Below are 25252 nucleotides of genomic sequence, written 5' to 3' on the forward strand. Positions count from 1 at the left end.
CAAAACCCTGTCGTCAGGGTAGCAAATCCCTAGTGTTTTGTTTGAGTTCCCTGTTTTCAAAAATTGATTTACCACTGATGATCACTAATATTTGATACTGTTAGTTATTTGTGTTCTAGGACTGGCCGTGAAAAGCAATCTGCAGCATCCCCAAAATATCATAGTAATTCATGAGCACACCAGTAACCCAATACCCACTTTTACCCAGCAACTCAAGCTGCGGCGATCGCTCCTTGCCAATCTGTTAGTGTTTGCAGCCGGGTGTGGCATCCTTGCCTTTGCAGGCTTGTTTCTCTACCGCCATTTAACAACCGTGCGCAGTCGTGATGCGGTCATTAATGGCGTCATTGTGAATGTGCGGGCTCCGGAGGAAGGAACCCTCCAGCAACTGAGGGCAAAGGTGGGGCAATTTATCAAGCCAGCGGAGGAGACGCCCCTAGCCGTGCTAGAAAATGACTACCTTAGCCAAGGCGACCTCAAGGAAGTTGAAAAATGGCTCGAACGGCGGCAGGGTGAACTAGAAGCCGCTCAGGCAAAACTGGCTCAATTGCAGGGACTCCTCACCTCTGCCCAAGGGGATGAACGCCATCAACAGCTGCTTGAGGTGAAACAAACCAATCGCCAAGTGGCGGCTGCCCAAGCGGAACTAGGGGCTGCTAGAGCGAATCTGGCCGATGCCAAGGCACGCTATCAACTCGCAAAAATTAACTACCAGCGCTTTAGCCAGTTGGCGCAGCAGGGAGCGGTACCCCAAGCCCAAGCAGATGCGGCTCTAACGGAATTGCAGCAAAGCCAAGCGCAAGTGGCTGCTCGCCAACGGGAAGTGGAGGCTGCCGCTGATAGGGTAGAGGCGCTCAAGGCCGATGCCCGTGCCGCTGAATTGGGACTGACCCTGCGCAATACCCGCAGCAACTATGACCCCCGTCTGCGGCTTCAGGAGCTAAAAATTCAGATTGGCGAACAGCAGGCGATCGTCCAAGGGCTGAAACGGGAAATTGCGGCTCAACAGCGACAGGTTGCCCAAGCCCGGCGGGAGGTTGCTCAGCGCAAAATAGTGAAGGTAGCGGCTCCCATTGCCGCCTATGTCTGGCGGGTGGATGCCCGTCCGGGGATGTTTCTTGGCAAAGGGGATCGAATTTTGCAGTTATTGGATTGTCAACGGCGCTGGATTGATGTGTTTGTAGAGGAACAGTCCCTGCGGCTAATCCACCCCGGTACCAAGGCCAAAATTGAACTCTATGGCAGCAAAGGCAAGGTGCTTTGGGGCACAGTCACCAACATTCGCTCTGGCTTGGGTCGCCTCAACCCCGGCGACGATCAGGTCATTCCCATTCCCGAAAACTATCCGCGTCAAAGCCAAGTGCGCGTTGAATTAGACGCTGATCAAGACTGGGGCGAAGGCAATTTCTGTTATGTGGGCTACACCGCACGGGTGACCTTTCAAATTTCCCCCTAAGCTTTTATAGCTATCCTAAACAATGCTCAATCCTTCATAGTTGCCTTTTATCTGGGCGATAAGAGATATTGATGCAACTTTGCACTTAGCCCTAGGAGGTCTGGTGCCATTCATAGATAAGATTAAATCTAATTAGTTTTGTCCATAGGCACAAGCAGGGTTTATGTTGCAATCGTTTGCAGACACGGTGTGGCTCATTCCCTTTTACTCGCTGGCGGGAATGGTGCTGTCCTTGATTTGGTCACCGGGGATGACTCGGAAAACGGGACCTCGGCCAGCGGGCTATTTGAATCTCTTGCTCACGTTTTTCTCCTTTGTTCATGCACTGTTGGCCACGGTAGCGATCGCCAACCAGCCGCCGCAGTCTTTGCACTGGACGTGGCTGGATGTGGCGGGTCTGCACTTTGACGTTCCGGTGGAAATTTCCATCTTGACCACCACCGCCCTGATGCTGATTACGGGTTTGAACCTCATGGCTCAGATCTTTGCCATCGGCTACATGGAGATGGATTGGGGCTGGGCGCGCTTTTTTGCCCTATTGGCTCTGTTTGAAGGGGGGATGGGGGCGCTGGTGCTGCTGGATTCTCTGTTTTTTAACTATGTCATGCTCGAAATTCTGACCCTAGCGACCTATTTGCTCATTGGCTTCTGGTTTAACCAACCGCTGGTGGTGACCGGTGCCCGCGATGCCTTCCTCACCAAGCGGGTGGGAGACTTGGTGCTGCTGATGGGGGTGTTGGCGATTTATCCCCTTGCTGGCTCTTGGAACTACGACGATTTAGCGGCTTGGGCAGCTACGGCTCAGGTGGATCCCACCCTCATTACCCTAATTTGTTTGGCGCTGATTGCTGGGCCAATGGGGAAATGTGCCCAATTCCCATTGCATCTGTGGTTGGATGAGGCCATGGAAGGCCCTGTGCCTGCCTCTATTCTGCGGAATGCCATTGTTGTGGGCACGGGGGCATGGGTGCTGGTGAAGCTGACGCCGGTGCTGAGCCTTTCCTCTGTCGCTCTAACAGGTTTGCTGGTCATTGGTAGCGTCACTGCCTTGGGAGGAACCCTGATTGCCATTGCCCAAGTGGACATTAAACGCGCCCTCTCCTATTTGGTGAGTGCCTACATGGGCTGGGTGTTTATTGCCGTTGGTCTCAAGGAGCCGGGCTTAGCCTTTGTCTTTATTCTCACCTACGGCGTGGCCATGGCACTGCTGATGATGAGCATTGGCAGCATTATTTGGAATAGCATTACCCAAGATCTGCGCCTATTGGGCGGGCTATGGTCGCGGCGCCCCATTTCCGGTATTTCGTTTCTCGTTGGTTCTGCAGGGTTGCTGGCGCTTCCCCCCTTGGCCAGCTTTTTCCCACAGGCAGAATTGCTGGATACGGCCTTTGCCCAACTGCCTTGGGTGGGGGTGGTGCTTCTATTGATGAATGCGTTTGCTGCCTTTAGTCTTGGTCGCACGTTCTGCCTGATTTGGGGCGGTGAGGTCAAACCAATGACGGCGCGATCGCCCGAGGTCTTTTGGCCGATGATTTTGCCGATGACCGTTGATCTGGGTCTGGTGCTGCACTTGCCCATTCTCATGGGGCGCTTTGATTGGGTGATTTGGACAGATCCTTCCTTAACCACAGCAGCTGCCCTGACGGTAACCGCTATCTTGGGCTGGGGTGCAGCCGCATGGGTCTATCTCGGCAAAGCCATTCCCAAGCCGGTGCAGTTTCCCCTACCGTCGGTACAGGATCTGCTGGCCTACGATTTCTATACGCCCAAGCTCTACAAAGCCACAGTGGTGGGAGCAGTGGATATGATTTCCCGCATGACTGCTTGGTTTGATCGCACGTTGGTGGATGGCACTGGCAATGCCTTTGGCGGAGCAACCCTCCTAGGGGGTGATCGCCTGAAGTACAGTACAACCGGTCAATCCCAAGCCTATATCCTCACCATCTTGATGGGGGTGGCCCTTCTGGTGATTGCCATTTGTTGGCCACTACTGGCTTAATGCTCCACTATTGAGGTTCTTGGCCTATGCTGACGCTGTTAATTGTTTTGCCTGTCATCGGTGCGCTGCTGATGCCGCTGCTGCCAGAGCGATCCCTGCGTTCGGTTGCTTTGGTGAGCGCCGGTGTCACCTTTGCCCTGTCTCTCTGGATGCTGACGCAGTTTGATGTCCAGCAGACTGCACTACAATTTACGGAATTTGTGCCGTGGCTGTCGCCCTTGGGATTAAACTATTCCCTTGGCGTGGATGGTCTATCGCTGCCCCTGATTGTTTTGGGAACCTTCTTGACCCTTGTGGTCGTGTTCACGGGTGAAAAAAGTGCCCATCGGCTCTTCTATGCCCTTGTTCTTTTGGCCAATGCGGGAATTACCGGGGCGTTAGCAGCACAAAATCTGCTGCTGTTTATTCTCTTTTACGAAGTTGAGTTGGTGCCCTTTTACCTGTTGATTTTGATCTGGGGCGGGCAGCGTCGCGAGCAGGCAGCGATCAAGTTTCTTATCTATACGGCAGTCTCAGGAATTCTCGTGCTAGCTGCCTTTTTGGGGATGGGCTGGCTCACCCATGCTCCTAGCTTTGACTATCAAGATATTCGCGTTGCCGGCTTAGCACCCACGACCCAAGGGATTCTGCTGCTGCTGTTGATCCTAGGTTTTGGCATCAAAATGCCCTTGGTGCCCCTCCACAGTTGGTTGCCCGATGCCTATGTGGAAGCCTCAATGCCAACCGCCATTCTCCTTGGGGGAATCCTAGCTAAGCTGGGTGCCTATGGCCTAGTGCGGTTTGCCTTAGGCTGTTTTCCAGAGACTTGGGGGCAGTTTTCTGGCCTGCTGGCCCTTGTGGCGGCTCTTGGCATTAGCTATGGGGCACTGGCTGCGATCGCCCAAAAGGACATTAAACGCATGGTGGCCTATAGCTCCATTGGTCACATGAGCTACGTATTGTTGGCGGCAGCAGCCCATACCCACCTCAGCATCGTCGGCGCCATTGCCCAAATGATTAGCCATGGCCTGATTTTGGCATTGCTGTTCTATTTGGTCGGCGTCATTGAAACGAAAGTTGGCACCCGCGAACTCAATGTGCTCAATGGCTTGCTCAATCCTCTGCGGGGGTTACCGACCACCAGTGCTCTCCTCATTTTGGGGGGGATGGCCAGTGCCGGTATTCCAGGATTAGTGGGGTTTGTGGCGGAATTTCTCATCTTCCAAGGCAGCTATGGTACCTTCCCGATGCCAACTCTAATTGCGGTGGTGGGCACCGGCCTCACGGCTGTTTATTTTGTGATTTTGATTAACCGCACCTGCTTTGGCCGTCTTGACAATGCCACTGCCTACTACCCACAGGTGGTTTGGTCAGAGAAGTTCCCCGCTATGGTACTGACACTGCTGATTCTGGTTTTGGGCATCCAACCAACATGGCTGGTGCGTTGGAGTGAGACCACCAGTGCGCAGCTGGTTGCCGCTATCCCTACTGCCACCGAAACCATTGCCAGTTTACCCCAATAGCTCAGAGAGGAAACCATGGTTGAAACAATTGAGCGTCCCAGTTCTGCCAAACTTCCCCCCTTGGATCATCCCCTAGCCGACATTATTTACCGCCTCGAGGCGGGGGGTGCCCTCATTCCCGACACGCCAGTGAACCTGATGAAGATCATCGGTATGTACAAGGCCTACGCCATTCCGATGGACTTTTACTGGCGGAATTTGCTCTACCTCGGCGAGCGGGTGTTTATCCATCCCTTTCCCTTCTTCAAGTATTTTCCAACCAAGGACTACTTTGAGTTGGCCAATCACTATGCAGGGGAGACTGCTGATCTGCGGATTTGGCGTGGCCCTGCCCATGCCCACCCCGAACTGATGGAATTTATTGCAAAGGGGGAAACAGGGAAAATGCCGCGTCTGCTCCACCACCTTTGGCACGACCGCATCAACATGGAGTTTTCCGAAAGCTTGGCGCGCTCAATGATGTGGCATCGCATGGGGGGGCAGCTGGATATCTACCTTGACTCTGAAGAGTACAAAGCTGCCGCCGATAGGGCAATCCGCGCCTACTTCAAAGGCAACCCGCTGATGCTCGGGCTGTACAAGCTCTTTCCCGACCTCTTCTTGGAGCAGGCTCGCCAAGCCACCTACATGAACGTGCTGGGGCTATTTTGGGAAGTGATGGCACCCGTCTTCTTCGAGATGAGCGATCGCTATGACGAGGGCAGCATTACCAGCGTCAAGGATGCCATGAACTTCTTGGTCAATGGAATTTTTGCCATGGCCGGTCGCCCGATTTACCACCATGTCTATATTGATGGCGAGGTGCATGTCCTTGTGCCCAAGGAAAAGGGCTTTATGTGGCTCTATGAAGCGGCCTTCCCCTATGTGGAAGCGGTCTTTTACCGCACGGCGCCCTTCCGGGGAACCAAGTCCTACAATGCCCAAGCCAATCAGGTGCCCACTGATCAGGTGGACTTCCACTATGGCATTCTCTTTGCCGATAAATTCCCTGTGGGGACGGCGGGGATTCCACCTACGTTGCTCCACCAAGACATGTATCACTTCCTCCCCCAATACCTGAAGGATTACTTCCACCAGCACTGTCGCGGTGAGGATGATATTTTGGTGCAGTTGGGAATTGCCTTCCAGCACGCCATGTACACGGTGACCTCCGCTGTTTTGCAAGCAACCCGTGCCGCCTTCTACTACCCCTTGGATGATCCCAAGCCGGAGCATCTCATGGCCAACCGGCGTTTCTTTGTGGCTCAGATGGATCGCTTTTTGCGACCGCAGTACGGCATTGCTGAAGCCTGCAAAATCCGCAATGTCCAAGATCCCAATTATTTGTAGGGAGTTGTAGGACAGGACATTAGGGAGAGGGGGTGTGTCTCTTCTCCCTTTTTGCTAGGCTGGAATCAAAGTGAATTTTTGTAACGAGGTAAAGCCGTGGCCAACGTCGAAATCTATACGTGGTCTCGTTGTCCTTTTTGTATTCGAGCAAAGCAATTGCTGACACGCAAAGGGGTGAAATTTACCGAGTACGTCATTGATGGCGATGAAGCGGCTCGTGCTGCAATGGCCCAACGTGCCCATGGTCGGCGATCGCTCCCGCAAATTTTCATTAACAACGAGCACATTGGCGGCTGCGATGATCTCTATGCCCTAGAGGCGCAAGGCATCTTGGATAGGCTCCTGCAAGCGGCAGCCTAGCGGAATGGCCGTGGATATTGCCTTTATTATTGACCCGATCGCCAGCCTTGACCCCGGCCACGATACCAGTGTGGCCTTGATGGAAGCGGCTCAAGCCGCAGGGGTTCAGGTGTGGATCACGGAAATTTCCCAACTGCTGATCCGCGAAGGTCAGGTATGGGCGGCGCTCACCCCGATCCAGTTATCGCCCGTGCAACTAGTGGCCAGCCAGTGGCAGATTCCCCAACCTTGGTTTCAGACGGGGGCAGTGGAATGGCGACCCCTCAACACCTTTCGAGCGGTGTGGATGCGCAAAGATCCCCCAGTCAATACCGCCTACCTCTATGCCACCTACTGTCTGGATTTAGTGGATCCTCAAACCACCCTTGTTCTCAACTCGCCCGCAGGGTTGCGCCATGCCAATGAAAAGATGTATGCCCTGCAATTTCCCAGTGTGATTCCCAAGACCATTGTGACTGGAGACAAGCAGCGTATTCGGGAATTTGTGCAGCAGCAGGGCATGGCCGTTCTCAAGCCCTTGGGGGGCAAAGCCGGAGAAGGCATTCTCTTTTTACAGGCGGGCGATCGCAACCTCAATTCCATGATTGAAATCAGTACCCAACGCGGACAACTGCCCGTGATGGTGCAAGAGTATCTACCCGCGGCCAAGGAAGGCGATAAACGAATCATTCTCCTCAATGGGGAACCCATTGGTGCTGTGAATCGGATTCCCACAGGGGATGAATTTCGGGGCAATATGGCCACCGGCGGACGGGTGGCAGCAGTGGAAATTACCGAGCGCGATCGCCAGATTTGTCAAACCTTGGCTCCTGCCCTCCAGCGCGATGGCCTCTATTTTGTGGGGATTGATGTCATTGGTGGCTATTTGACAGAAGTGAATGTCACTAGCCCCACCGGTGTTCGCGAGATCGATCGCCTCAATGGGACTTGCCTTGGTCAACAGGTGATGGCTTGGCTATTAGGTTAACATTGAGTCATGCTTAGCCACTCAGGGGATGTGATTCAAACCAGTAATCAAGTTTTGATAAAGCGATATGGTTCACAGCAAAGAACGCGCCCCCAGAAATAGAACAATTACGTTGACCGAGCAAGAACAAGCGAAGTATCGGCAGCGACTCCTACGGTTGAGTCATCCTGTGAGCCTATCAGAAATCATTAACCGCACCATCCATCAAGATATCTTTGAGGTCATCAAGTTTCTCCCAAGTCAATTTGTTGATTTGCTGTTTATTGATCCACCTTACAACCTGAATAAAGTATTTAACTCAATTAGCTTCAAGAAAAAAAGTTTAGAGGATTACATCAACTGGCTAGAGTCTTGCTTGTCGAGTCTTGAAAAAATTCTAAAACCAACTGCATCTATTTACATTTGCTCTGATTGGGAATCCTCAACTGCTGTATTTGAAGTCATTAAAGACCGTTTTCAAATCCGCAACCGAATTACATGGGAGCGCGAGAAAGGACGAGGAGCAAGCAAGAATTGGAAAAATGCCTCTGAGGATATATGGTTCTGCACTGTTTCTAATGAGTACACCTTTAATGTTGAGGCTGTTAAGCTCAAGCGTAAAGTCATCGCTCCCTATAGAGTCAATGGACATCCCAAAGATTGGGAACCTACCGAAGAAGGTAATTACCGCCTAACGCATCCTTCTAACCTGTGGACAGACTTAACTGTGCCCTTTTGGTCAATGCCAGAAAATACAGATCATCCCACCCAAAAGCCCGAGAAACTACTGGCTAAGGTCATTTTAGCTAGCTCCAATCCAGATGACATTATTTTTGATCCGTTCCTCGGCTCGGGAACAACCTCTGTCGTTGCCAAGAAGCTCGGTAGACGTTTTTTGGGGGTTGAACTGGATGAGACTTATGCTTGCCTAGCGGAGAAACGCCTTGAAATGGCTGAAGTAGATGCTTCGATTCAGGGCTATGCTGATGGCGTGTTTTGGGAAAGAAACACATTAAGTGAGCAAGGACGTTTTACGCAAAAGCAGTATCAGTGCGAAAAACTATTTCACCAACCAGAGCTTTTTTCCCTAGGAGAAACATAAGAATCAATGGAAAAAAGACATATTTTCTATGGTGACCAGATTGGTCAGATCGAAGAAAACATCAAAGAACTCTTAAACTCACAGGAAGATTTCTTGTCTGCTGTGACAATCAATAGTCCAAGAGCTGTTGGCGATGCTGTTCAGCAAATCTTGCCAATCATCTACAGGCGGTTCTTGGTGAAGAGATTTGTAAAAACTATTCAGCACATTTTGCCCGTAGAGCCATGGCTGATCTCGCTTTCAAGGATGATCAAGGATTTTACTATGTCATTGACGTGAAAACCCACAGATTGAGTACACAGTTTAATATGCCCAATTTAATTTCTGTAGAACGCCTCACTCGTTTCTATCAATCAGATGAAAATGTTTTTGCAATTTTGCTGATTGCCTATGAGGCTCAAGGAACTCGTATCGGTATTGAAAATGTTCAATTTCTGCCAATCGAGTTTTTGGGGTGGGACTGCTTAACAATTGGCGCTTTGGGTTGGGGGCAAATTCAGATTGCGAACTCTAATGTTTTAACGATTAACCGTGGCTACTCCCGTAAGCAGTGGATGCTTGAGTTGTGTGATGCATTAGCTGAATTCTATCCCCGTGAAATTAGCAAAATTGAAGAGCGGTTGAAATACTTTACAAAGGTTCGCGAGTTTTGGCTTAATCATAGCAATTAAAGCTTTTTCATAAAGTTAAACATCATAAACCAAGCTGCAACATGGCTGTGATGCGACTGAAAACGGATATTTGCCTTGTATAATCACTGTACTGAATCTCTTCCTTTTGCCTATAATTGATAAACTGGATTTTTTCACGAGTCTATGAGTCGCGGCACACTCTTCGATAAGGTTTGGGAACAGCACACGGTGGCTACACTGCCCTCAGGGCAAACGCAGCTCTTTATTGGCCTGCACCTGATTCACGAAGTCACGAGTCCCCAAGCCTTCGCCATGCTGCGGGAGCGAGGATTGCCGGTGTTGTATCCGCAGCGAACTGTGGCGACGGTGGATCATATTGTGCCGACAGATACGGTGGCGCGTCCTCTCCAAGATGCCCTCGCTGAAGAGATGCTGCAAGCCCTTGAGGCGAATTGCCGTGCTCACCATATTCCTTTCTTTGGGATTGGCTCCGGTCGTCAGGGCATTGTCCATGTGATTGCCCCTGAGCAGGGGTTAACGCAACCGGGGATGACGATCGCCTGCGGGGATAGCCACACCTCTACCCACGGTGCCTTTGGGGCGATCGCCTTTGGGATTGGCACCAGTCAAGTACGGGATGTGTTGGCCACGCAGACCCTCGCCCTCAATAAGCTGAAGGTTCGCAAAGTAGAAGTGAATGGCTCCCTTGGTTCTGGGGTCTATGCCAAGGATCTCATCCTCCACATTATTCGCCACCTTGGTGTTAAAGGCGGTGTTGGCTATGCCTATGAGTTTGCTGGCAGTACCTTTGCCCAGCTCTCAATGGAAGAGCGGATGACCGTCTGCAATATGGCCATTGAAGGGGGAGCCCGCTGCGGTTATGTCAACCCCGATGAAACCACCTTTGCCTATTTACGAGGCCGCCCCTTTGCTCCCCAGGGCAAGGCTTGGGATGAGGCGCTGGTGTGGTGGCGATCGCTCGTCAGTGATGCCGATGCTGAATACGATGATGTTGTCACATTTGCGGCTGCGGACATTGCACCGACGGTCACTTGGGGTATTACCCCCGGCCAAAGCGTTGCGGTGGATGAGACCTTGCCCACCCTAGAGAGTTTGCCCGAGGCAGAACGGGCGATCGCCGCTGAAGCCTATGCTTACATGGATCTGCAACCGGGGCAGCCCATTCAAGGCACCAAGATTGATGTCTGCTTTATTGGCAGTTGCACCAATGGTCGCATTAGTGATCTGCGGCAGGCTGCCAAAGTTGTCGAAGGGCGCAAAGTCAAACCCGGTGTCAAAGCCTTCGTTGTCCCCGGTTCAGAACGGGTGAAAGCGCAAGCCGAAGCGGAGGGTCTCGATGTCATTTTCCAAGCCGCAGGGTTTGAATGGCGCAATCCTGGTTGCTCGATGTGCCTCGCCATGAATCCCGACAAGCTGCAAGGGCGTCAGATCAGTGCCTCCTCTTCCAATCGCAACTTCAAAGGACGCCAAGGATCAGCAGCAGGACGGACACTCCTCATGAGTCCAGCGATGGTGGCCGCCGCAGCGATTACGGGTGAAGTTACAGATGTGCGGGCATTTCTTTGATGTCCTGCTTAATAGATATCAAGTTCTTTATCAGCCCTGTCACATTCCCTAAAGTATGAAATTATCCTCCTAGACAATGACAATAGAGACAAGGGGAGGAGCGGTTTATGTTTCTAATCTTTCCAAAAGGAGGCTGTCTATGAAAATGTTACAGGGCTTGCTAGGCGCAGTGGTTCTGGGTATGGCCTCTATTTTGCCTGCTGCTGCTGAGACGCTAGTTTCTGATAGCGGGCTGACTGAAATTTACGGCTACCAGCTTAGCCCCTTGCCGGGAGATATCTTGCCCTACACCACCAAAGTCAATGGACGAGTTTATGAGGGCACCATTAACGTCACGGCAAGCGGCAATGGCTTCGTGCGCGGCTTTTTTAGCGATCGCGATCTGGGGGGTAATTTTGGCTGTAGTGGCGAAGTAACGATTCAATGGGTACGGGATAATCGCTATATTTCCGTGTGGCGAGTTGGCGGTACTTATACGCCGCGTCTGCAATGTCCCCAAGCAGGCAGCACCGCTCGGCTGAATATGCGCCTCTATCCCTAGAGAAATCAACCATACTCCTGCTCTGTAATGCGCCAGCGCGCCGAAAGAACACTTGGCTCTAAACTCAAGCGGCTGACCAAGCCTTCAACAAAATCATCATTGCGCTCTTGACTGAGGAGTTCTGCTTCAATATGGACGCGATCGGGGGTGTCTTCAATATCCTCGCTGAGGAGCGATCGCAACTTCAGCCGACTGCCCGCCAGCGACTGTAACAAGAGTGCGCGCAAATGAGCCTCAGCATCGGCGCGGCAGACAATATCACAGCGATAGCACAACTCCACTTCGGTGCCCTTGAGGGGCTGCTGATTGATGCGATAGCCGAGGGGACGCAAGAGCAGATTGGCCATGAGCACTGCCACTGCTCCTAAGGTTGCCTGATAGAGTAATCCCGAACCACACAGTGCTCCTACTGCCGCTGCACACCACAGGGTGGCTGCCGTATTTAAGCCGCGCACCGACAGGCCTTCCCGCAGGATCACGCCCCCGCCGAGAAACCCAATACCAGAGACAATTTGGGCGGCAATCCGCGTTGGACTCGCTTCCCCCGGCGTCAAAGCCGAGAGCATGACAAATAGTGCTGCCCCCGTTGCCACGAGGGTATTTGTGCGCAGACCGGCCATGCGTTGCCGCCATTGTCGCTCCAAGCCGAGGGCTGCCCCCAGGGCAAAGGCTGCCATCAAACGCACAATGAAATCAGTGGTTGACATGACTTAAAACGACAGCCCTAGGAAGGCACTCACCAGATAGAAGTAGAGCAACAGCCCTGTAAAGTCCTTGATGGTTGTGATAAAGGGATCCGCCGCTGGCCCGTGGTCAAAGCCCAACTTCAGCAACACCCAAGGAAGCAATGCCCCTAAGATCGCCGCGAAGGTAATTACAACAAAAAGTGAAATCCCTACAGCCAGTCCCAGTTGGGGAATGTCGTTGGGTAACCCTTGCCAAACAAGAGCAATGAGACCGCCAGCAGTTCCCAAGATAAGACCCATGATCGCACCAATGCGAAACTCGCGAAAGAGATAACCGCCATAGCGACGAATATCAATGTGCTGCCAAGCAAGACCACGGGCAAAGACAGTGGTGGATTGGGTACCGACATTGCCTCCCATGTCCATGACCACAGGAATGAAAATGGCTACGGCAACGACGGCTTCCAGAACTTCCTCAAAGTACTGAATCACGCCGCCAACAATCATACCGCCAATGAGGGTAATGATCAGGCAGATAATCCGCAGTTGCACTGCATAGCGAATGGGACCGCGCACCAGTCGTTCACTCCAAGCTTGATCGCGGTTGAGCAAGTTGCCCACACCTGCTTGCGCCAAAATGGTGCTCGTTGCCTCCTCCTCAATCAGGTCAATCACATCATCAAAGGTGATATCGCCCACCAGTCGCCCCTCTTGATCCACCACAGGAATAGCAGGGACATCGTATTCCTTGAGGAGTTTGGCTGCGGATAGTTCCGGCGCGGTCACAGCGATCGCCAGTTCCTGTCCTTGCACCAAATCTTGAAGCGGCTGGTGGGGATTTGCTTTCATCAACTGAATCGGCTGCACAAAGCCACGATAAAAGCGCTGTTCATCAATGACAAAAATAATGCTCAGGTCATTAATATCCAAGGAACTCTCACGGATAGCGGCGATCGCCTGCTCCACGGTCAAGTCTTGCCGCAGCGCCAAGTAGCGCAGATTCATGCGCCGACCAATTGTGCCCTCAGGATAGCCCAACAGCAGGTTCACGGCGTCGCGGGATTCTGAGCTTAACTGGCTGAGCAACCGTTTGGTGACCTTGGCAGGTAATTCCTCAAAGAGCCGCACCCGTTGATCGGCCTCAAGGGCTTCTAGAAAATGCAGAATCTCAGGATCCGTCATCCCTTCAATGAGGGTTGCCTGCTCATCGGGAGTCAGGGCTTCAAAGACTGCGATCGCCTTGTCTTTTTCGAGGAGGCGAAAGGCCAATACCCGCTTGTGGGGGTCAATTTGGCGCAGGGCACGCACTAGCTCAGGAATCGTCAGTTGGTTGGCTGTCCGCTTGGCAGCACCAAGACCCTGCGGATAGGTCAGCAGATCATCGAGGGGATTGATTACCATCGCATTGCTCCTTCTATGGTTGACAATTTAGGGTGGGTGAGACAGGGACATAGGCTTCGCTCAATTGATGCCAGAGATCAGCCAACTGGTTGTAGGCTTCGGATGTAGAAAGTTGCCCACTCGTATGGAGAGCAGCAATAAACCCTGCCCGTTGAGCAAATTTCTGTAGGTAGGCATCAAAGGTCAGCGCGTCTAGGGTGACGTGCCCACGGTAAAGGGTATAGGGGCACAGAAATGCCTGCTTTAATGCCTGCTTTGCATCGTGGGTCATCATGGTTCTAAGCTCCATTGAGAAACGACAATAGGATGTTTTAGGGTTTAACGAGACAACTCAAAGGGTGAGAACTCTCCCAAGTGGGCGATCGCTTGGCTCATGACCGTAATCATCAGGTGGCCAAGGGCAACACCCAGCACTTCCGAAAGGGTAATTCCCAGCATTTCGGCCAGCATGCTGAACAAACAAACTTCAAACATAGAAACTCTCCGTTGCTAATGGTTTTGCCACGCAACAACTTGAGCGATGAAAAGTAGTCGTTCAATAAAAACGCTTGACTACGGGCGATCGCTCTCAACAACAAACAGGTTTGAACCAGCCAACTTTAGGCAGACTCAGGTAGATACCAGACTGAGACCTATTGAACAATTTGCTTCGTGATCCATCTCCATTTGCAGATCAACTGCCTTGGAACGCGCGGAGATGAACCAGAAGTTCAAGCCATTAGGCAGCAGACAAGTCTGAATTCACCTCGGCGATCCTTAGGGGAGAGAGGCTCCACCTATGGCAGGGATCTTCATTAGCGGAGATGGGGTCAGCAGAAGCAACATTACAGTGACTCCTACTAGACTCCATTAAGAAAATCTCCAAAAATAGACAAATGCCAGCAGCCTAGGAAATCTTTCAACTGCCACTTGGCATTTTAGGGGGTGAGCAAGTCTTTGTCAAGGATCATATGAACAGCTAGGGCGTTGCAGTGGGGCATTCCTAGTCGTATCGCCCTTTTCACAGCGATCGAACACCCTCAACCCGCTAAAAGCCCCGATGGCAGAGCACCGCACTCCCGTTATGTCGCTGATATTTCAGGAAAGGGCTGTCATTCGCTAAAATTGTTAATCATTACTTAAAGTTTCATAGTGTAAAACGTCCAGAAGTATCTTAATGCGTGATAAAAATTGTGGATTCTAGCGAATGATTATAGATGAATTTGAGCATTTTACTGAATTATTGGTCAACTACACCGATGATCTCATTTGCCTGCACGAACCGGATGGCAACTATCTATATGTGACTCCCTCCAGCAAAACCCTTTTAGGCTATTCTCCTGAAGAACTGATTGGTAAGAGTCCCTACACATTATTTCATCCTGAAGATGCAGAGCGCATTCGCAGTGGTGCCCATGCCCTCACCCTGCAAGGCAGTGTGAATGTGATAGAAACCTATCGCATCCGCAAAAAGCATGGCGGATATGTTTGGTTGGAAACCCTCACGCACCCCATTTGTGATGCAGGGGGAAATGTTTTATTTTTAGTCTCCACATCGCGGGATATTACCCGTCGCCGTCAACTCGAGCTAGAGCTACAAGCCAAGCAAGAACTACTGGAAGCCTTTTTTCAACAATCCCTTGAGGCCTGCTTCTTCATGATGTTGGATCAGCCCATCCGCTGGGATGACACAGTCAACAAAGAGGAAATCTTGGAGTATGTCCTTGATCATCAGCGGATTACGCGTGTCAACAGTGCCTTTGCCCAGCAGTATCAATTACCGCCGCAGGAGCTGATTGGCCTGACGCCGCGCATTTGCTTTAAGGATGATCTGGAACTCGCCAAACGGCTGTGGCGAGCACTCTTTGATCTGGGCTATTTTCACATTGAAATTGAACTCCACCGCCGCGATGGTAGCTCCTTTTGGGTGGAGGGGAACTATGTGTGCCTCTACAACCAAAATAAGGAAATCATTGGCCACTTTGGCGTGCAGCGGGACATTAGCGATCGCATGCGTCTGCAAGCAGAAATTGCCCAAAAAACCGCTGAATTAGAGTATTTCTTTGGCTCTTCCCTAGAGCTATTTATGATTGCCGATAGTGAGGGACGGCTGCGGCGGGTGAATCAACACTGGCATACCTGCCTGGGCTATGACCTGAATCGGTTGGCAGGGGCAAAGTTTGAGGAATTTCTCCACCCCGGCGATCGCCCCCGCCATCGGGAAATGCAGCAACGTCTCCTTGCTGGGGAGCAAATCACTAACCACACGATTCGCCTGCGCACCCAAGGGGGAGACTACCGCTGGTATGAATGGCAAGGCCTGCTCAGTCAAGGGCGCATCTATGGCGCAGCGCGGGATGTCACGGAACAGCGCCAATTTAGCGATCGCCTGCAAGCGGCCTACAACCAAGTGACTGATATTTTGGAGAGCATGTCGGATCACTTTTTTGAAGTGGATCGCGACTTCACAGTTATCTATGTCAACGGGAATTTTTGCCGTCTAGTGGGGAAATCTGCCTCAGAGATGCTGGGGAAAAACCTCTGGGATCTCTTTCCCGATGAGCGCAACTCAATTTTTGAAAGCCAAAGTCGGCAGGCAATGGCGGAGGAAACCCCTGTCCAATTTGAAGCCTTCTATGAGGGGCTGAACCAATGGTTTGCGGTACGGGCTTTTCCCACTGGCCGAGGCCTTGCGGTTTTCTTCCAGAATATTACGCTTCAGGTGGACTCCACTACTTCGTTACAGCGACGGCAAACCCAAGCGGAACTCCTGCATCGGCTAACCTTGAAAATTCGCCGTTCCCTTGATCTGGAAACGGTTCTTAAAACCGCCCTTGAGGAAGTGCGTCAACTGCTGGGGGTCGATCGCACGCTGATTTTCCAGTTCTATGCCGATGGCCGGGGTGAGGTGGTGGCTGAATCGGTAGCGGCACCGCAGTTTTCTCTCATGCACCGCACCTTCTATGACCCCTGTTTCCACCGTGAGTCTGCCGAAGCCTATCTTCAGGGGCGGGTACTGGCGGTTGCTGATATTAACACCGCTGAAATGACCCAGTGTCATCGCGACTTTCTCAACCAATTGCAGGTGCGTGCCCTCTTAGTGGTACCGATTATTGAGGAGGAACGTCTCTGGGGATTACTCCTGTGCCACCACTGCTCTTCTCCTCGACCTTGGGCGATTGACGAGGTGGAGCTGATCCGCCAACTGGGGGAACAACTGGGCTTTGGCATCAACCGCGCCGAATTGGTCAGTGCCCTCCATCAGGAAAAGGAACGCTATCGGCGGGTTCTTGAGGCACAGACAGAATTGCTCTATCGCTGTACCCCTGAGGGACATCTCACCTTTGGCAATCCCGCCTTCTTTCGCTATCTGGCTGAAGCAGGGATGAGTTGCGATTTTGGCGATGTGATCCAGCATCCCTTTGATCCGCTGACGCAGCAACGCTTCCAACAACACCTGCAAGCCCTCACCCCCACGCAGTCCATCAGCACGATTGAATGTGGCGTGACTTTTGGTGAAGGACGTTTTGCTTGGTTTGAATGGACAACCCGCGCTTTTTTTGATCACCAAGGTCGCTGTGTGGAGTATCAATGTGTGGGACGCGACATTACCCGCCGCAAGGAAATGGAGGATCGCTTAATTCACGATGCCCTCCACGATGCCCTGACAGGACTCCCCAACCGTACGCTGCTCCAAGATCGCTTAAAACACTGCTGGCGCCAGTATCAACGCCATCGCGATCGCCCCTTTGCCGTTGTTTTTATTGATATTGATCGCTTTAAGCGGGTTAACGATAGCTTGGGACACCAAGCAGGAGATCAGGTGCTGATTACCCTTGCCCAGCGGATGCAAAGTGTGGTGCCAGAGGGGGATACCTTGGCTCACCTGAGTGGCGATGAGTTTGTGGTGCTGTGTGAAGATCTGGATCCGGAGCAAATGGTGGCTCAGGTAGAAGCACGGGTTGCCGATCTAGAGCGGGTGATTCAGGAGCCCTTGGTCATTGATGGCCATCTGTTAAGTCTCAGTGCCAGCATTGGCGTCACCTTTAGCGATCGCGACGCTGCCTCTGCCGCTACCCTCCTGCGGGATGCTGACATTGCCATGTACCAAGCAAAAAAACAGGGATTAGGGCAGTATCGGATTTTTGACCCCCAAATGCACACCCAAGCCCAGAGTTGCTTTACGCTGGAGAGTCAACTGCATCAGGCGATCGCCAACAGTGAGCTACAGGTCTATTTTCAGCCCATTATTGAGCTGGAGAGCGGGGCGCTCGTGGGTCTTGAGGCCCTGAGCCGTTGGTTTGATCCTGAAAAGGGTGAAATTCCTGCCGCTGAATTTATTGCCCTTGCGGAGCAAGCAGGTCTCATTGTCAGCCTTGGCCGACAGGTCTTTGAACGGGCGATCCAGGAATTCAGCCAGTGGCGGCAACAGGACAGCCGTCGCCAGACCATGACCTTGGGCATTAATATCTCGCCTCAACAACTGGTGGATGCCAACTTTGTTAGTGATATTTTGGCGGCGCTGCGCAGTGCCCAATTGCCCCCTCATCTGTTGCATCTGGAGATCACGGAAACGACCATGATCCGCAACCTTGAAGCCACATTGCAGGTGGCCGAGGAACTGCAACAACTGGGGGTTGCCCTCAACATTGATGACTTTGGCACGGGCTATTCCTCCCTGAGTCGGTTGCATCAGTTGCCGATCCACGCCCTGAAAATCGATCGCTCCTTTGTCCAGAGCTTAGAGCAGAGCCAAGCGGCTCAGGAAATTATTGGTGCCGTGATTGCCCTCGGTAAAAGCCTGCGCTTAGATGTGGTGGCAGAGGGGGTGGAAACAGCGACCCAAGCCGCCCAATTGATTGATCTCGGTTGTCGCTATGGCCAAGGCTACCTCTTTTATCCGCCATTGCCGATTGATTGCTTGCCCTAGGATTTGCTGCTGGTATCCTCATGGGGAAGAAAGGGCAGGCTTTCCCACCAACTTTGATAGTTTTTCGTCATTTCCTGCCACCAGTCGGCGGGCTGTTGCAGTGCCTGTTGCAGGCGATCGCGCTCCTGTTCGAGACGTTGAAGGTTCATCTCCAGTTGGTGATAGGTGGTTTCTAGGGTGGTGAGTTGAGCATTGAGGGCTTGGTGTTGCTGTTGCCAGTAATCGCTGTCTGCTCGTAATTGTTGATTTTCGGCGGCTATTGCCTGCAGTTGGTGCTGGAGTTGATTGCAGTGATCTTGCAGTCGCACGACTTCGGCTTCGAGGGCGGCTTTTTGCGAGGGGTGTTGTAGCGATCGCAGAATTGTCCACAGCAGAATCAGGGTGGCAACCACGCCATAGCTGGCCAGTGCCCAAGTCCCCTGTGCAGATAATGCCGCCCACACCATGGATACACCCTAGGAAAGAGATACTGCTAAGGGGGGAGCGATCGCCTCGGCAAGATATTGCCGCAGCACCATGGCCAACCAATCGACATCGGCAGCGGTGGTCTCTCGCCCCAAGGTAATGCGTATCCCTGCTTTGGCGGTTTCAGGATCGTAGCCCATGGCCAAGAGGGTGGGACTGGGTTGGGTTTGACCACTTTGACAGGCGGATCCCGCACTAATGCCAATGCCCGCAAGGTTGAGTTGCCGTACAAAGGTTTTGCCATTCAAGGGTTGGCCGTGGCGATCGCGCACAATCAAACTCAAGTGATGGGGCAATCGCTGCCATGGATGCCCTGTTCGTTCCACTTGGGGATGATCCTGCAACTGCTGCCACAGGCGATCGCGCAGTTGAGCAAGGCGCATCGGTTCTGTCGCTAGTTCAGTGGCGACCCATTCCGCTGCCACCCCAAAGCCCACCAAGGTCGGCACCGCTTGGGTTCCCGCCCTGAGGCCCAGTTCTTGTCCCCCGCCACGCAAGAGCGGCTCTAGGGGTACCCCCGATCGCACATAGAGCGCCCCCGCTCCCTGAGGGCCATAAATTTTATGACTGGACAGCGAGAGTAAATCTACTCCCAAGCGTCGTACGTCAAGGGGAACTCGTCCCGCCACCTGAACCGCATCCGTATGGAAGAGCACCCCCGCCTCTTGACAAATGGCTGCGAGTTCAGCAATGGGTTGCAGCGTGCCCACCTCACTTTGGCCGTAGATGATCGAGACCAAGACCGTGTTCGGCTGCAAAGCCTGCCGTAGTTGGGCGGGTTCCACCTGTCCCCAGTGATTCACCGCTAAGCGGGTCACTTGCCAGCCTTGAGCTTCAAGGGCCGCCGCGGGTTGAGCCACCGCCGAATGCTCGACCGCCGAAATAATCAGATGCTGAGGTTGGCGATAGCGTTGGCAAATTCCCCACAGGGCAAGATTATCCGCTTCTGTGCCCCCAGAGGTAAAAATGATTTCATCCGCTTGGGCATGAATCAGCCCTGCCACCTGCAGCCGTGCCTGTTCAAGGGCGATCGCTGCACGTTGCCCCCACTCGTGAATACTCGATGGATTGCCCCACTGCTGTTCATAGGCCGCCACCATCGCTGCAATAGCCTCTGCTCGACAGGGGGTCGTTGCACCATAGTCGAAATACAGTTGCATGGGCAGGAGCAGCTCCCAAAAACCAATGGCGGAACTGTCATAAAACCCAGTCCCTTAAGCCAATTGTAACCGATTATTCCCTAGCTCCTTTTTGCTGCCAAACCGCTGAATCTGAGAAATGACTTGAATTTCCCCCGCAATAATCCCTGTAACCAGCTCCTGCATTGCTTGATATTCTGTGGCGCTCAGGGAACGCTGCCACAACAATTCATTGATCTGCCGCTCTTGAGCAGGGGTTACGATCCGAGTCGCCTGAATACGGCGGATTAGCTCCAGCAGCGTCATACATCAATCCCCTTGCAATTTGCGTGTATGGTCTCAACTATGCCAGTGCTTCACAAAGCTTAACTGTGATCAACAGCACACAAAGACGTTGATCTCAATCACAAGTTCCTATTTGAGACTGAAAATAGTTGCTCTTTAGAACTCCACGTTGAGGGTGTCCCATGCCACCTGCGGATACAGGCATTCGAGTTCCTCTAGGCAGGTAAACTTTTGCTGCCGCCGCCGCTCCAAAATCGCATTGGCTGTAGCAGCGTCAATTCCCAGTTTCTGCTGCATTTGTTGGCGGGTGGCACGGTTGATGGCGATCACTGGCGCAATTTTCTGAGCAACAGCAACCGTTTTCTCCTCATCCCGATTGATCAGGATATCCCCTTTCTCTGGCGCAGTAGCCACGGCTGGATTGTCTTGGGGCGCGTCCCGGGGAATTTCGTAATGGAGAAAATCCCGCGCCAAGCGAGTATTGGGGAAAATGGCTTGTGCTTCCGCAAGCAGATCCTCCACCTGCACGGGATTGCCGGGGGCGTAGCGGGCACTAAAGTGGGTGAGGAAGAGCAATTTCACTTGGGCAAAGGCCGCCACCTGAGCCGCCATCGTGGATGTAGAATGCAGCCGTGCAAAAGCCAGATCCGCCTCCTGATGGGAAAATGTCGCCTCGTGGATGAGGACATCCGCCTGTTGGGCTAATTCAACCGCGCTTTCACAAAAGACTGTATCGGTGCAATAAACCATACTGCGCCCCCGCTGCGGTGGATCACAGAAGTCGCGGCCATCAAAGGTGCGGCCATCTGCGAGGGCGATTGTTTTTCCCTGCTTGAGTTGACCATACAGTGGTCCAAAGGGAATTCCCAAGGCTTGGGCTTTTTCCACATGAAAGCGACCGGGGCGATCGCTCTCGGTGACGCGGTAGCCAAAGGCGGGAACACGATGATGCAGCAGCCGACAGGTCACGGTAAACTCGCCATCACTAAAGACTTCCCCCGGCTCCACCGTATGCACCTGCAACTTGTAGGGGAGCCGCATCACAGACCAGCGCAAACAACTGGCAATGTAGCGATCCAATGTCGGCGGGCCATAGACATCAATTTGACTCACGGTTCCCGCAAGGCCGCAACTGGCAAGCAAGCCCATCAGGCCAAAGATGTGATCGCCGTGCATGTGGGTAATGAAAATGCGGCGGATCTGACTGGTTCGCAGGTCACTGCGCAGCAATTGGTGCTGGGTGGCTTCACCGCAGTCAAAGAGCCAAATTTCCTTGCGCTGGGGCAGCCGCAGAGCCACACTGGAAACATTGCGTGTGCGGGTGGGCACCCCAGAACTGGTGCCTAGAAATGTAATTTCCACGCTTAGTCGTCTAGGAGTTGCAGGTCATCAAAACGAATTTCAAAGGTGCTGGTCTGACCATTTTCATGGGTGCGCACCACCTGCCGGCTCATCAGGTAGTAATTGCCGACGGGCACATAGGTATCCTCAAACTCCATTTGCCGCAGCACTTCGTTGGTTTGCGGATTGCGGAAGATAGCCACATAGTTGGTGGAAATGTAGCCTGCACCGGTATCAAGGGCTTCACGGTGGGTAATGGCAAAGGCAACTCGCCCCATGACACGGCTGACATAGACAATTTGATTGTCCCGCACCTTGTAGTTCGACCCCATGGCGTCACCGCTAACGAGGATTTCCACTGCCCCACTGGCGTCGGTTTCCCCAGCTTGGAAGGTGTTTTTGCCGTGGGCCTCTTCAAAACGGTTGCGCTTGCGATGGACAATCACATCCCGCAATTGGTTGTAGAGGGATTCGCGGACTTGTTCGTCTTCTATGCCACTCACTTCAACGGCGTAGTCGCGGCTAACTTTTACCTGCCCTTGGTAGGTGCGATCGCCCTCAATGAGCGTGACCTTGGCCGTAAAGCCGGGAAAATTCTCATCCCATGTGTAACGATTTTCGTAGGCAGCGCGAAAGAGCGCCTCAGCATCAAGAGCCTGTGTCGCTGGCATGGGGGCATCCTCAGTAACAGTCACATTGTTTTAAGATAACTCAATTTTCTGACCCCTTGACGACCACGTATATCTAGTGTTCACTAGGGTTAAATCATTGCGCACTACACTAGATGTATAACCCCTAGGGGGTCGTTCTCCTTTTTAACTGGACAGGAACACGATGGTGGCACAACTCGCGGTTTCCGTTTCTGAGGCAGGCTTGCCCCTAACCTATGGTATTGAGGGAGTGGTGCAGGTGTTTACCTGTCCGCAGCGACACTTTTTCACCACGGTCATGGCGCAGGCGTTGCGGGTAGCTGCTCAAGGCAGTGGTGTCCTGATTGTGCAATTCCTCAAGGGGGGGATTCAAACGGGAATCGCGCATCCGATTCAGTTGGGTCAGCATCTCACGTGGTGGCGACCGGCGCTGCAACGCTGTTTAGGCCAAGGAGATTCGATCACTGCCGAAGAAAAAGCCGCAGTGCGTGAGCTATGGCAGCATCTGCAAACCACGGTGCAAGGGGGACAGCATCGCTTGGTGGTCTTAGATGAGGTGAGTGTGGCCATTCAACTGGAGGTGCTAACTGAAGCAGAGGTACTGGATTTTCTCCAGAATCGCCCACGTACTCTCGATGTCATGCTGACAGGACCTGAAATGCCAGAATCGCTGCTGGCGATCGCTGACCAAATTACGCAGTTGCGGCGTTTAATTTAGGTTTTAGGTCTAATTTAGGGCAGCAGAAACGGTTTCTAACCACTCCAGTAGATACTCATTCACTAAGTCGGGTTGCTCCTGCTGCACAAAGTGACCACAGTAGTCCAAGTATTGAATTTTCAGTTCCTTAACGTAGGCTTCGGTGCCGTAGGTGAGTTCCATACCCAAGGTGGGGTCTTGGCGCCCCCAGAGCATCAAGGTTGGTACGTCTAGCATGCCCCACTCCCGACTCCACAGACTTTGCAACCCCGCACGGTAGTAGTTAAGCATTCCCGAGAGGGCACCGCGGTGGGCGGCGGCATCTTGATAGAGTGCCAAGTCTGCGGGTCGAATGGCCTGCTGGTTCACTGCGGCCCAGCGAAAAATTTGGGCGATCGCTCCATAGCCCCCCCACTCCAAGAGGATCTCTGGTAGCCACGGCAGTTGAAACAGCAGCATATAGCTACTGCGCAACCATTGCTCGAAACTCAACTGTTGAAACTTAGCAGGATGGGGACAGGCTAGCACACTCAGGGTTTGAATCCGCTGCGGCACCGCATAGGCCACGCCCCAAGCCACCATCCCTCCCCAATCATGTCCCACCAAATGACAGCGAGGATAGCCAAGGCCGTCAATGACACCGACAATGTCGAGAATTAACTCGTCAAGAACATAGCTAGCGGTATCTTGGGGTTTATCGCTGAGATTATAGCCGCGCAAATCTAGGGCAACGACTTTGTGCTTTTCCGCCAAGACAGGAATTTGGTGTCGCCAAGAGTACCAAAACTCGGGAAAGCCGTGGAGCAGCAGCACCAACTCCCCTTCTCCTTGGGTGACATAGTGGAGACGGATACCATTGGAGACAATAAACTTATGGATCCACGGGCCTTCAATCATATGCACCTTGGGGGCTGGCACTTTCCACTATAACCAAGGGAACTCTGCAGGATGGTGTTGCTCCTGCCTCGCAAATAAAACCCCCCAGATGGAATGCGCCGTGGGGGTAATATGTGACCTAAGGAGTCAGAATGCTCCTAGTATAGGGGCAAAGCTTACAATTCTTACCAATTTTTAATAGGCAAGGGTTTCGAGAGCCTGACGCAGGTAAGCGGTAACGCAAGCATCCAGATCCGTAGGCTGCTCGACGACAACACTGGCCTGCTTTTCGCTCAGCCAACGCTGAAAACCTGAACTGTGGGCGATCGCCCGCTTCAGGGAGTTCCAAACCTCGGCGGAGGCTTGCGGATTGGGAACCGTAACGCTTTCCATAGATACTCTCCTAGTCGGTTTGGAGTGAGGGCAAGGATTCACCTATGGTTCTACGATAGCGTAGGAAACTCCCCCCGTCTGTATGCCATGTTACGATTTATTTCACAATTGGCTCACAAATCAGAAAAAGACACGGTGTTGCAAGCAGGGCATTTGTTGACGCACTTGCTCAAGGCGGCTAGGTTCAATGGCTGCAATGGCGAGGCCGGGGCGATCGCCGGCATCCGCCAAAATGGTTCCCCAAGGGTCCACAATCATGGCATGGCCATGGGTTTGCCGCCGCGCATAGTGAATTCCCGTCTGAGCCGGTGCAATCACGTAGCAGGTATTTTCAATGGCCCGTGCTTGCAGGAGAACTTGCCAGTGATCCTTACCCGTGAAGGCGGTAAAGGCCGCCGGCACAAAAAGCACCGTTGCCCCTGCTTGGGAGAGCGCGCGGTAGAGTTCTGGAAAGCGAACATCGTAGCACACCGACAAGCCGATATTCCCCAAATCTTTACTGGGATAGACAGAGGGTAACTGCCGTCCCGCTAGCACTGTGCCCGATTCGTGGTAGATATTGCCATCGGGCAAATCGACATCAAATAAATGCACCTTTTGGTAACGGCTCAATTCTTCTCCGCTAGGACCAATGAGGACGGCTGTGTTATAGACTTTGCCTGCGGTTGCTGGTACTGGGTAGCCACCCCCCACCAAGGTAATCTGAAATCGCTGCGCCATGCGTTTCAAAAAAGCCTCAGTCCGCTCAGCGATTGTTGCCGCTTGGGCGACTTTCTCCCGGTCATCGCCAAGAAAGGAAAAATTTTCTGGCAACCCTACAAGTTCTGCACCCCGTCTCACCGCCAGTTCAATCAATTCCTCTGCCTGTGCCAGATTTGCCTCAAGATTCGGTTGGCTCGTCATTTGTACTGCGGCAGCGAGATAGGATTTCATGCCCATTGAAAAAAAGACAGCAA

Annotated in this window: 24 protein-coding genes; 12 read left to right on the forward strand and 12 right to left on the reverse strand. The window is 52.6% G+C overall.

The annotated features are described in order from the left end of the window. Positions 1–127 precede the first annotated feature (127 nt). The 10 genes from M0644_RS01090 to M0644_RS01135 all read left to right on the forward strand — a co-directional run bounded on the left by M0644_RS01090 (position 128) and on the right by M0644_RS01135 (position 11454). Complete coding sequence (locus M0644_RS01090) at positions 128–1456, forward strand: HlyD family secretion protein (RefSeq protein ID WP_286626223.1); 1329 nt, start codon at positions 128–130, stop codon at positions 1454–1456. A gap of 163 nt (positions 1457–1619) precedes the next feature. Continuing rightward, positions 1620–3455: an NAD(P)H-quinone oxidoreductase subunit F gene (locus M0644_RS01095; RefSeq protein ID WP_286626224.1), complete on the forward strand. Its 1836-nt coding sequence runs from the start codon at positions 1620–1622 to the stop codon at positions 3453–3455. A 26-nt stretch (positions 3456–3481) separates the two neighbouring features. Next, positions 3482–4957: an NADH-quinone oxidoreductase subunit M gene (locus M0644_RS01100; RefSeq protein ID WP_149817371.1), complete on the forward strand. Its 1476-nt coding sequence runs from the start codon at positions 3482–3484 to the stop codon at positions 4955–4957. A 15-nt stretch (positions 4958–4972) separates the two neighbouring features. Then, positions 4973–6286, forward strand: coding sequence for a CO2 hydration protein (locus M0644_RS01105; RefSeq protein WP_286626225.1), 1314 nt, complete (start codon positions 4973–4975; stop codon positions 6284–6286). A gap of 96 nt (positions 6287–6382) precedes the next feature. Further along, positions 6383–6646 (forward strand): glutaredoxin 3, encoded by a 264-nt coding sequence (grxC, locus tag M0644_RS01110; RefSeq protein WP_149817375.1) that lies wholly within the window; start codon positions 6383–6385, stop codon positions 6644–6646. A gap of 10 nt (positions 6647–6656) precedes the next feature. Then, entirely contained in the window at positions 6657–7613 is a 957-nt protein-coding gene (gshB, locus tag M0644_RS01115; protein WP_149817377.1) for a glutathione synthase, read from the forward strand. Positions 7614–7680: 67 nt separating this feature from the next. Next, a complete protein-coding gene (locus M0644_RS01120; RefSeq protein WP_149817379.1) occupies positions 7681–8694 on the forward strand; it encodes a DNA methyltransferase in 1014 nt (337 codons plus the stop codon). 224 nt (positions 8695–8918) lie between these two features. Continuing rightward, positions 8919–9365, forward strand: coding sequence for a hypothetical protein (locus M0644_RS01125; protein ID WP_286626227.1), 447 nt, complete (start codon positions 8919–8921; stop codon positions 9363–9365). A gap of 144 nt (positions 9366–9509) precedes the next feature. After that, the gene (gene leuC / locus M0644_RS01130; protein WP_286626228.1) at positions 9510–10913 is read left to right on the forward strand and encodes a 3-isopropylmalate dehydratase large subunit; all 1404 of its coding nucleotides are present in this window, start codon (positions 9510–9512) and stop codon (positions 10911–10913) included. 139 nt (positions 10914–11052) lie between these two features. Continuing rightward, positions 11053–11454, forward strand: coding sequence for a hypothetical protein (locus M0644_RS01135; RefSeq protein ID WP_149817386.1), 402 nt, complete (start codon positions 11053–11055; stop codon positions 11452–11454). 5 nt (positions 11455–11459) lie between these two features. Here the strand turns inward: M0644_RS01135 and M0644_RS01140 are convergent, their stop codons facing one another. From M0644_RS01140 to M0644_RS01155, 4 genes are read right to left on the reverse strand one after another with little or no spacing between them, the layout of a single operon-like run. After that, complete coding sequence (locus tag M0644_RS01140) at positions 11460–12161, reverse strand: MgtC/SapB family protein (RefSeq protein ID WP_286626229.1); 702 nt, start codon at positions 12159–12161, stop codon at positions 11460–11462. Positions 12162–12164: 3 nt separating this feature from the next. Beyond that, positions 12165–13541 (reverse strand): magnesium transporter, encoded by a 1377-nt coding sequence (gene mgtE, locus M0644_RS01145; RefSeq protein ID WP_286626230.1) that lies wholly within the window; start codon positions 13539–13541, stop codon positions 12165–12167. Between the two features lie 13 nt (positions 13542–13554). Next, the gene (locus M0644_RS01150; RefSeq protein ID WP_286626231.1) at positions 13555–13815 is read right to left on the reverse strand and encodes a hypothetical protein; all 261 of its coding nucleotides are present in this window, start codon (positions 13813–13815) and stop codon (positions 13555–13557) included. A gap of 44 nt (positions 13816–13859) precedes the next feature. Continuing rightward, entirely contained in the window at positions 13860–14015 is a 156-nt protein-coding gene (locus M0644_RS01155) for a hypothetical protein (protein ID WP_190278142.1), read from the reverse strand. A 712-nt stretch (positions 14016–14727) separates the two neighbouring features. On the opposite strand from M0644_RS01155, the gene M0644_RS01160 reads away from it, so the two are divergent. Beyond that, positions 14728–18450 carry an EAL domain-containing protein gene (locus tag M0644_RS01160; protein ID WP_286626232.1) on the forward strand — a complete coding sequence of 1241 codons (3723 nt, stop codon included), beginning with the start codon at positions 14728–14730 and terminating at the stop codon, positions 18448–18450. Here M0644_RS01160 and M0644_RS01165 read toward each other — a convergent pair. The 5 genes from M0644_RS01165 to M0644_RS01185 form a co-directional block, all read right to left on the reverse strand. Further along, entirely contained in the window at positions 18447–18896 is a 450-nt protein-coding gene (locus M0644_RS01165; protein ID WP_149817396.1) for a hypothetical protein, read from the reverse strand. The two genes, M0644_RS01160 and M0644_RS01165, sit on opposite strands and share 4 nt — an antisense overlap. 9 nt (positions 18897–18905) lie before the next feature. Beyond that, positions 18906–20075: a cysteine desulfurase family protein gene (locus M0644_RS01170; protein ID WP_149817398.1), complete on the reverse strand. Its 1170-nt coding sequence runs from the start codon at positions 20073–20075 to the stop codon at positions 18906–18908. Between the two features lie 54 nt (positions 20076–20129). After that, a complete protein-coding gene (locus tag M0644_RS01175) occupies positions 20130–20360 on the reverse strand; it encodes a hypothetical protein (RefSeq protein ID WP_149817400.1) in 231 nt (76 codons plus the stop codon). Positions 20361–20495: 135 nt separating this feature from the next. Further along, positions 20496–21701 carry a ribonuclease Z gene (locus tag M0644_RS01180; RefSeq protein ID WP_315863005.1) on the reverse strand — a complete coding sequence of 402 codons (1206 nt, stop codon included), beginning with the start codon at positions 21699–21701 and terminating at the stop codon, positions 20496–20498. Between the two features lie 2 nt (positions 21702–21703). Further along, entirely contained in the window at positions 21704–22351 is a 648-nt protein-coding gene (locus tag M0644_RS01185; RefSeq protein ID WP_286649779.1) for a DUF3386 domain-containing protein, read from the reverse strand. 163 nt (positions 22352–22514) lie between these two features. Between M0644_RS01185 and M0644_RS01190 the strand changes: the two genes are divergently transcribed. After that, positions 22515–23048, forward strand: coding sequence for a P-loop NTPase family protein (locus M0644_RS01190; RefSeq protein WP_286626237.1), 534 nt, complete (start codon positions 22515–22517; stop codon positions 23046–23048). A 9-nt stretch (positions 23049–23057) separates the two neighbouring features. Here the strand turns inward: M0644_RS01190 and M0644_RS01195 are convergent, their stop codons facing one another. The 3 genes from M0644_RS01195 to M0644_RS01205 all read right to left on the reverse strand — a co-directional run bounded on the left by M0644_RS01195 (position 23058) and on the right by M0644_RS01205 (position 25229). Then, positions 23058–23924, reverse strand: a complete 867-nt coding sequence (locus M0644_RS01195) for an alpha/beta fold hydrolase (protein ID WP_190278143.1) — start codon at positions 23922–23924, stop codon at positions 23058–23060. Positions 23925–24098: 174 nt separating this feature from the next. Beyond that, positions 24099–24296 carry a hypothetical protein gene (locus M0644_RS01200; protein ID WP_149817410.1) on the reverse strand — a complete coding sequence of 66 codons (198 nt, stop codon included), beginning with the start codon at positions 24294–24296 and terminating at the stop codon, positions 24099–24101. A 120-nt stretch (positions 24297–24416) separates the two neighbouring features. Continuing rightward, the gene (locus M0644_RS01205) at positions 24417–25229 is read right to left on the reverse strand and encodes a carbon-nitrogen hydrolase family protein (protein ID WP_149817412.1); all 813 of its coding nucleotides are present in this window, start codon (positions 25227–25229) and stop codon (positions 24417–24419) included. Positions 25230–25252 lie beyond the last annotated feature (23 nt).

The sequence above is a fragment of the Thermosynechococcus sp. B1 genome (genome assembly GCF_030322985.1).
Lineage (GTDB): Bacteria > Cyanobacteriota > Cyanobacteriia > Thermosynechococcales > Thermosynechococcaceae > Thermosynechococcus.

Excerpts from the sequence above, each read along its gene's own strand:
- M0644_RS01095 (WP_286626224.1), top strand. The coding sequence starts at position 1,620 with ATGTTGCAATCGTTTGCAGACACGGTGTGGCTCATTCCCTTTTACTCG.
- M0644_RS01100 (WP_149817371.1), top strand. The coding sequence starts at position 3,482 with ATGCTGACGCTGTTAATTGTTTTGCCTGTCATCGGTGCGCTGCTGATG.
- M0644_RS01105 (WP_286626225.1), top strand. The coding sequence starts at position 4,973 with ATGGTTGAAACAATTGAGCGTCCCAGTTCTGCCAAACTTCCCCCCTTG.
- M0644_RS01120 (WP_149817379.1), top strand. The coding sequence starts at position 7,681 with ATGGTTCACAGCAAAGAACGCGCCCCCAGAAATAGAACAATTACGTTG.
- M0644_RS01125 (WP_286626227.1), top strand. The coding sequence starts at position 8,919 with ATGGCTGATCTCGCTTTCAAGGATGATCAAGGATTTTACTATGTCATT.
- leuC (WP_286626228.1), top strand. The coding sequence starts at position 9,510 with ATGAGTCGCGGCACACTCTTCGATAAGGTTTGGGAACAGCACACGGTG.
- M0644_RS01135 (WP_149817386.1), top strand. The coding sequence starts at position 11,053 with ATGAAAATGTTACAGGGCTTGCTAGGCGCAGTGGTTCTGGGTATGGCC.
- M0644_RS01140 (WP_286626229.1), bottom strand. The coding sequence starts at position 12,161 with ATGTCAACCACTGATTTCATTGTGCGTTTGATGGCAGCCTTTGCCCTG.
- mgtE (WP_286626230.1), bottom strand. The coding sequence starts at position 13,541 with ATGGTAATCAATCCCCTCGATGATCTGCTGACCTATCCGCAGGGTCTT.
- M0644_RS01150 (WP_286626231.1), bottom strand. The coding sequence starts at position 13,815 with ATGATGACCCACGATGCAAAGCAGGCATTAAAGCAGGCATTTCTGTGC.
- M0644_RS01155 (WP_190278142.1), bottom strand. The coding sequence starts at position 14,015 with ATGTTTGAAGTTTGTTTGTTCAGCATGCTGGCCGAAATGCTGGGAATT.
- M0644_RS01160 (WP_286626232.1), top strand. The coding sequence starts at position 14,728 with ATGATTATAGATGAATTTGAGCATTTTACTGAATTATTGGTCAACTAC.
- M0644_RS01165 (WP_149817396.1), bottom strand. The coding sequence starts at position 18,896 with ATGGTGTGGGCGGCATTATCTGCACAGGGGACTTGGGCACTGGCCAGC.
- M0644_RS01170 (WP_149817398.1), bottom strand. The coding sequence starts at position 20,075 with ATGCAACTGTATTTCGACTATGGTGCAACGACCCCCTGTCGAGCAGAG.
- M0644_RS01175 (WP_149817400.1), bottom strand. The coding sequence starts at position 20,360 with ATGACGCTGCTGGAGCTAATCCGCCGTATTCAGGCGACTCGGATCGTA.
- M0644_RS01185 (WP_286649779.1), bottom strand. The coding sequence starts at position 22,351 with ATGCCAGCGACACAGGCTCTTGATGCTGAGGCGCTCTTTCGCGCTGCC.
- M0644_RS01190 (WP_286626237.1), top strand. The coding sequence starts at position 22,515 with ATGGTGGCACAACTCGCGGTTTCCGTTTCTGAGGCAGGCTTGCCCCTA.
- M0644_RS01195 (WP_190278143.1), bottom strand. The coding sequence starts at position 23,924 with ATGATTGAAGGCCCGTGGATCCATAAGTTTATTGTCTCCAATGGTATC.
- M0644_RS01200 (WP_149817410.1), bottom strand. The coding sequence starts at position 24,296 with ATGGAAAGCGTTACGGTTCCCAATCCGCAAGCCTCCGCCGAGGTTTGG.
- M0644_RS01205 (WP_149817412.1), bottom strand. The coding sequence starts at position 25,229 with ATGAAATCCTATCTCGCTGCCGCAGTACAAATGACGAGCCAACCGAAT.